Consider the following 6,503-nt stretch of genomic DNA (forward strand, 5'->3'; position numbering starts at 1 on the left):
GTTTTAGAATTTAATGAAAAGTATAATGTAGCTATTTTGATTAAAGATGTTTGTAAAGAACTACAGTTTACATATGGAATTGATATGGAGATAACGAGAACAGCTCGGGTATAAACATCTCAAGTATAGAAAAAGGAAAAAGAAAGCAGATCCTTTGCTTTCTTTTTTTATGTAAGAAAAGGGAGAGTAGGTTTAAAGATGAAGGGGAAGTTACAAAATATTCATCCACTTGGAATGAGTATCATTATAGGGACATTATTTGCTAGGTTTGCAACTTCAATGAGCATTCCTTTTTTAGCGATTTATTTAACGACTGTTAAAGACGTATCAGCTGGAATGACCGGTGCTATCATTGGAACGAGTGCGCTTGTTGGAGTTTTTGCTAGTTTTATTGGGGGGAATTTATCGGATCGATTTGGCCGGAAAACGATTATGATATGGTCCATGATCGTTTGGATTTTTGTATTTATAGGGTTTTCAGTTGCAGATCATGTTTTTAGTTTCTTTCTATTAAACGCTTTGAATGGGTTATGTCGGTCTTTTTTTGAACCGACATCAAGAGCGTTATTATCAGATTTAACAAAACCAGAGTATCGTTTACTTGCGTATAATTTGCGGTATGGGGCAGTAAATGTCGGGGTAGCTGTTGGTCCAATTGTTGGATTGYAGCTCGGAAGTGCAAAATCAACAATTCCTTTTTTAGTAGCCGCTGGAGTGTACATTTTATATACAGTTATATTAGCGCTTCAATTTAAGAAATATCCACTTGATAAAAAGAAAGTAACTACAAAAAATCCGGTCACAATGTTAAATGCGGTTCGGATTTTGCGAAAAGACACAGTATTTTTAGTGGCTTTAGTCGGGATTATTTTGAGTAATAGTGGTTTTTCACATTTAACGACGACACTATCTCAATATTTTGCAAACGCACATATATTTCAAGATGGAGTAAAACTGTTCTCATATATGCTAACTTTAAATGCAATTACAGTAGTAGTTATTCAATACCCTGTTATTCAAATGTGTAAAAACTATACGCCGTTAGCGTCTATTATGGTTGGAACGTTATTTGTGAGCGGGGGATTGTTTGGATTTGGACTAGTAGAATCTATGTTAGGGGCTGCTATATGTACAATTATTTTTACATTCGGAGAAGTATTAATGTTTTCAATGACAGATGTATTTATTGATGAGATAGCTGTTTCACATTTGAAAGGGACATATTTTGGAGCTATGGGTTTTTCAGGAATTGGTGGAGTAATCGGGCCATGGTTTGGTGGGATACTTCTCGATTATTATGGGTATCAAAATGGCTTTTTAGTATTTTTAATATTAGCTATATTTTCAAGCATAGCGTTCCCAGTTCTTTTAGTGACAAAAGGTTTATTGAAAAAAAGATACTTTAGAAATTCTAAAATAGAAATACATGCGAAATAACATAAGCCCGAGCAAACTAAAAGGTTGCTCGGGCTTATATTTGTATTTATATCAATCGTTAATTCGAAAAAAGACTTTTTCTTCATGCTTATTGGCAACTTCGTTTTTGGAAATATGAATGGCTAAATATCCATTCTCTAAGCAGGCTAGCATCTTCTTGTAAATGATATTAGCAGGTAAAGGAATGATCCGCTGTAAAGAAGTGTTTTTATGAAGTATGCAAATGTTTAGGCCTGTCTCCATCTTTTTAATGAGTACATTTTGTGCAGTTGCATTTGGTACATCTGTTTCCAAAATGTATTCTTGTTCTGTTTCACAAAGGTCAATATGAATTTGATTTGGAAAACTAAAGTTACTACAAGAATCAGAACAAAATTGATCCATCCATTCTTCGAAACCATCAACATGAAAAAGACAATCCTTCTTTTTCTTGCCCATGTAAGACACCCTCCGTAAAATCTCAATTCATACTATGTTATGCATGAATGAACTAGAGGTGAAGAATAAATGAAAAAATATAAACATTGTATGTGGCAAAGGTAGCTAGTGTGAATATTTTGTTTTACATATCATGATGCGCATGATTTTTTTGACGAGAATGGTTACGGTTTTTCACTTTATGAGATCCGCTTAATGGTTCAGGTTGGCCTTTTTTTTCTTTAGATTCACGATTGTTTTTGCCCATTGTATATAACACCTCCTCTTCCTATTAGAATGAGAGAAGTTTGCTAATTTATACGAGAATGTTTTTAGAAAAAAAGGTAAAGATAAATGGGACTAACTATTATAGAAAGGGGATTGTATAATGCCATATCATAAAGATAAACAACAAGCTTTTCAAGCTGCACAGCAAGGAGTTACACAAGCAGAAAATACATTTAACAACATTGTAAAAAATGATCCAAACTACGGTCATGATTTAAAAGAGTTACGCCAAGAGGTCCAGGAAGCGTATGAACAGATTCAAAATGCGCTAGAAGTAGCTTCGGAAACACAACGTCCACAACTTGAGCAATACGAAAATAATCTCCAAAATATTATGCGAAATGTAGATCAATTAGAAAAGTAAATGAGGTTGTTGTGTATTCGACAACCTTATTACTTTAACGAACGCTATGTTGAAACAGAAGGTTTTTCTATTAGTTTTTTCTTTACTATGCGCAGTACATATATTTCAAGTGGACAAAGTGGAAGCTAAAATGTTGCTCAGAAAAGAACTAGAGCCAACTGGCTATGTAACGTGGGAAGTGCCAAATAATGAAAAGGTTATTGCAATTACGTTTGATGATGGACCAGATCCAACATATACGCCGCAAATTCTAGATTTATTACATCAATATAAGGCAGAAGCGACTTTTTTTATGATTGGATTTCGAGTTCAGCGTAATCCATATTTAGTAAAGCAAGTGTTGAAAGAAGGACATGAAATTGGAAATCATACGATGAATCATTTGTATGCGAGTAATTCATCGGATGAAAAATTAGAACATGATATTTTAAATGGAAAGAAATATTTTGAAAAATGGGCGAAAGAACCTTTATTGTTCCGTCCACCAGGTGGATATATTAATGATGCTGTATTTACTACGGCAAAAAGAGCTGGGTATCAAATTGTTCTATGGTCATGGCATCAAGATCCTCGTGATTGGGCRAATCCAGGTACTGAATCCATTGTAAATCATGTTGTGAAAAATGCTAAAAGTGGAGATATTGTACTGTTGCACGATGGAGGAAGTGATCGTAGTCAAACAGTGGCGGCATTAGCAAAAATTTTACCTGAGCTGAAAAAGCAGGGTTATCGATTTGTAACAGTTTCGGAGTTATTACGTTATAAACATTAGAGAAAATCCCAAAAGGTGTACCTTTTGGGATTTTTCGTTACTGATTCTTTTTTCGTTTCTTATTATTTTGTCGCTGCGCTGGTGTTAAAGGTTCGTTTGCGAACTCTTCGTTATAACCAGTTCCTTGTCCTTGTGCGGATGCAGCATTCATTCCTGAAATAATGTGATTGGCTTTTCGTTTACCCATTTTTCTCACCTCTATAATGTTTTTTATAGACGAACCATGAGTCGTTCATAGCATATATGAACGTAAAGTAAAACGCTGAAAGAGTGCTTTACTTTATAGTAATAGTATTAATAAAGAGCATGGACACTATTCAAATTTAGAAAGATAAAGAAAACTTATGATAATCCATAAGTTTCTTATTATTTACTTATTTAGAAAGTTGTAATAAGATATTATCGTAAGGTATTGAAAAGTTTGTCTACATTTTATATTCAGACAACTTAGTCACGTTTAACAGGGGGGAAACATAATGGTCAAACATAATCCATTTCAATCACGTGCAACTTTTGAACTAGATGGAAAGACGTATCATTATTATCAATTGAAAGCGCTTGAAAACGCAGGGGTTGGCAACGTATCTCAATTACCATATTCCGTGAAAGTTTTACTTGAATCTGTACTTCGTCAAGTAGACGGACGCGTAATTACAGAAGAACATGTTACAAATTTAGCGAAATGGGGAACGAAAGATGTTCAAGATATCGATGTTCCATTTAAACCATCTCGTGTAATCTTACAAGACTTCACAGGTGTTCCAGCTGTTGTAGATTTGGCTTCGCTTCGTAAAGCAATGGCAGATATGGGCGGAGATCCTGATAAAATTAATCCAGAAATTACTGTAGACCTTGTAATTGACCACTCTGTACAGGTTGATAGAGCGGGTACAGCAGACTCGCTTGCATTCAACATGGACTTAGAGTTTAAACGTAATGAAGAACGTTATAAATTTTTAAGCTGGGCACAGAAATCATTTGATAACTACCGTGCAGTTCCACCAGCAACAGGTATTGTACACCAAGTAAACCTTGAATATTTAGCACCGGTTGTTCATGCGGTGAAAAATGCTGAAGGTGACTTAGTTGCATACCCAGATTCATTAGTTGGAACAGACTCACATACAACAATGATTAATGGTATCGGTGTTCTTGGATGGGGCGTTGGTGGTATTGAAGCAGAAGCAGGAATGCTTGGACAGCCTTCATATTTCCCAGTGCCTGAAGTAATCGGTGTGAAATTAACTGGTACACTTCCAAGTGGTACAACAGCAACTGATGTTGCATTAAAAGTAACACAAGTGTTACGTCAAAAAGGTGTAGTTGGTAAATTTGTTGAGTTCTTCGGTAGTGGACTAAAGAGCATGCCTTTAGCTGACCGTGCAACAATTTCAAATATGGCACCAGAATACGGTGCAACTTGTGGATTCTTCCCAATCGACGACATTTCATTAGAATACTTACGTTTAACAGGTAGAGATGAAGAGCAAATTCGCGTTGTTGAAGAATATTGTAAAGCAAACGGTTTATTCTATACAGCAGACAGTAAAGATCCAATCTATACTGATCTTGTTGAAATTGATTTAAATGCAATCGAATCTAACCTTTCTGGACCGAAACGTCCGCAAGATTTAATTCCGCTTTCAAATATGAAAGAAGAGTTCCATAAGGCTGTTGTAGCACCAGTTGGAACACAAGGACTTGGATTCAATGAGCAAGAGTTTGATAAAGAAGTGAAAGTTACATTAAAAGATCAAGAAGTAACGATGAAAACAGGCGGAATTGCAATCGCTGCGATTACAAGCTGTACAAATACGTCAAATCCATACGTATTAATTGGAGCAGGTTTAGTTGCGAAGAAAGCAATTGAAAAAGGACTTAAAGTACCTGGTTACGTAAAAACATCATTAGCACCAGGATCTAAAGTTGTTACAGAGTACTTAGATAAGTCTGGTTTAACAACGTATTTAGATCAATTAGGTTTCCAAACAGTTGGTTACGGCTGTACGACTTGTATCGGTAACTCTGGTCCATTAGCAGAGGAATTAGAAGAAGCAATCGCAGCAAACGATTTATTAGTAACATCTGTTTTATCTGGTAACCGTAACTTTGAAGGTCGTATTCATCCACTTGTAAAAGCAAACTACTTAGCATCACCACCACTTGTTGTGGCATATGCACTTGCAGGTACTGTTGATATTGACCTGAAAAATGATGAAATCGGTAAAGATGTAAATGGTAATGCTGTTTACTTTAATGATATTTGGCCATCAGCTAAAGAAATTGAAGATGTAGTTCAAAGTGTTGTTACATCTGAATTGTTCAAAAAAGAATATGCACAAGTATTTAACAGTAATGAGCGCTGGAATGAAATCCAAACTTCAAATGAAGCTTTATATACTTGGGATAATGATTCAACATACATTCAAAACCCACCGTTCTTTGAAGGATTATCTAAAGAGCCGGGTGAAGTTGAAACGTTATCAGGTTTACGCATAGTTGGTAAATTTGGAGATTCTGTAACGACAGACCACATTTCACCAGCAGGTTCAATTGGTAAGCATACGCCAGCTGGACGTTATTTACTAGAAAACGGCGTACAACCAGTTGACTTTAACTCTTACGGTTCTCGTCGTGGTAACCATGAAGTTATGATGCGTGGTACATTCGCAAACATCCGTATTAAAAACCAAATCGCACCAGGAACAGAAGGCGGATATACAACATATTGGCCAACTGGTGAAGTAACATCTATCTATGATGCTGCGATGAAATATAAAGAAGATGGCACAGGCCTTCTAGTTGTTGCTGGTAAAGACTACGGTATGGGAAGTTCTCGTGACTGGGCTGCGAAAGGTACAAACTTATTAGGTATTAAAGCAGTAATCGCAGAGAGCTTCGAGCGTATTCACCGCAGTAACTTAGTATTAATGGGCGTATTACCATTACAATTTAAAGATGGAGACAGTGCTGAAACGTTAGGTCTTGTTGGTGATGAGTCATTTGAAATTCAAATTGACAAAACGGTTAGACCACGCGATCTTGTAAAAGTAGTTGCAATCGATTCAGAAGGAAAAGAGAAGCAATTTGAAGTAGTAGCTCGTTTCGATAGTGAAGTTGAAATTGACTACTACCGTCACGGTGGTATCTTGCAAATGGTTCTTCGTTCGAAAATCGAAGAGTCTAAAGTGTCAAACTAAATAATTGAAATGAATGATAAGGAAG

Annotated in this window: 7 protein-coding genes; 4 read left to right on the forward strand and 3 right to left on the reverse strand. The window is 35.9% G+C overall.

What is annotated here, in order from left to right; translation table 11 throughout:
- Positions 1 to 198 precede the first annotated feature (198 nt).
- Positions 199 to 1,437, forward strand: a complete 1,239-nt coding sequence (locus AC1DTM_RS15935) for an MDR family MFS transporter (protein ID WP_477000466.1) — start codon at positions 199 to 201, stop codon at positions 1,435 to 1,437.
- A 51-nt stretch (positions 1,438 to 1,488) separates the two neighbouring features.
- Here AC1DTM_RS15935 and AC1DTM_RS15940 read toward each other — a convergent pair whose 3' ends face one another.
- Together AC1DTM_RS15940 and AC1DTM_RS15945 are read right to left on the reverse strand one after the other, a co-directional pair.
- The gene (locus AC1DTM_RS15940; RefSeq protein ID WP_016105830.1) at positions 1,489 to 1,875 is read right to left on the reverse strand and encodes an Hsp20/alpha crystallin family protein; all 387 of its coding nucleotides are present in this window, start codon (positions 1,873 to 1,875) and stop codon (positions 1,489 to 1,491) included.
- A 124-nt stretch (positions 1,876 to 1,999) separates the two neighbouring features.
- Positions 2,000 to 2,122, reverse strand: coding sequence for a small acid-soluble spore protein P (locus AC1DTM_RS15945; protein ID WP_000517651.1), 123 nt, complete (start codon positions 2,120 to 2,122; stop codon positions 2,000 to 2,002).
- Between the two features lie 120 nt (positions 2,123 to 2,242).
- Between AC1DTM_RS15945 and AC1DTM_RS15950 the strand changes: the two genes are divergently transcribed.
- Both AC1DTM_RS15950 and pdaB read left to right on the forward strand, forming a co-directional pair.
- Entirely contained in the window at positions 2,243 to 2,506 is a 264-nt protein-coding gene (locus tag AC1DTM_RS15950; protein ID WP_016105829.1) for a hypothetical protein, read from the forward strand.
- A gap of 46 nt (positions 2,507 to 2,552) precedes the next feature.
- Complete coding sequence (pdaB, locus tag AC1DTM_RS15955; RefSeq protein WP_082187244.1) at positions 2,553 to 3,278, forward strand: polysaccharide deacetylase family sporulation protein PdaB; 726 nt, start codon at positions 2,553 to 2,555, stop codon at positions 3,276 to 3,278.
- 37 nt (positions 3,279 to 3,315) lie between these two features.
- On the opposite strand, the gene sspO is transcribed toward pdaB, so the two are convergent.
- Positions 3,316 to 3,465, reverse strand: a complete 150-nt coding sequence (gene sspO, locus AC1DTM_RS15960; protein ID WP_016105827.1) for a small acid-soluble spore protein O — start codon at positions 3,463 to 3,465, stop codon at positions 3,316 to 3,318.
- A 289-nt stretch (positions 3,466 to 3,754) separates the two neighbouring features.
- On the opposite strand from sspO, the gene acnA reads away from it, so the two are divergent.
- Complete coding sequence (acnA, locus tag AC1DTM_RS15965) at positions 3,755 to 6,478, forward strand: aconitate hydratase AcnA (RefSeq protein ID WP_016105826.1); 2,724 nt, start codon at positions 3,755 to 3,757, stop codon at positions 6,476 to 6,478.
- Positions 6,479 to 6,503: the final 25 nt, after the last annotated feature.

The sequence above is a fragment of the Bacillus sp. P4_D3 genome (assembly GCF_056401855.1).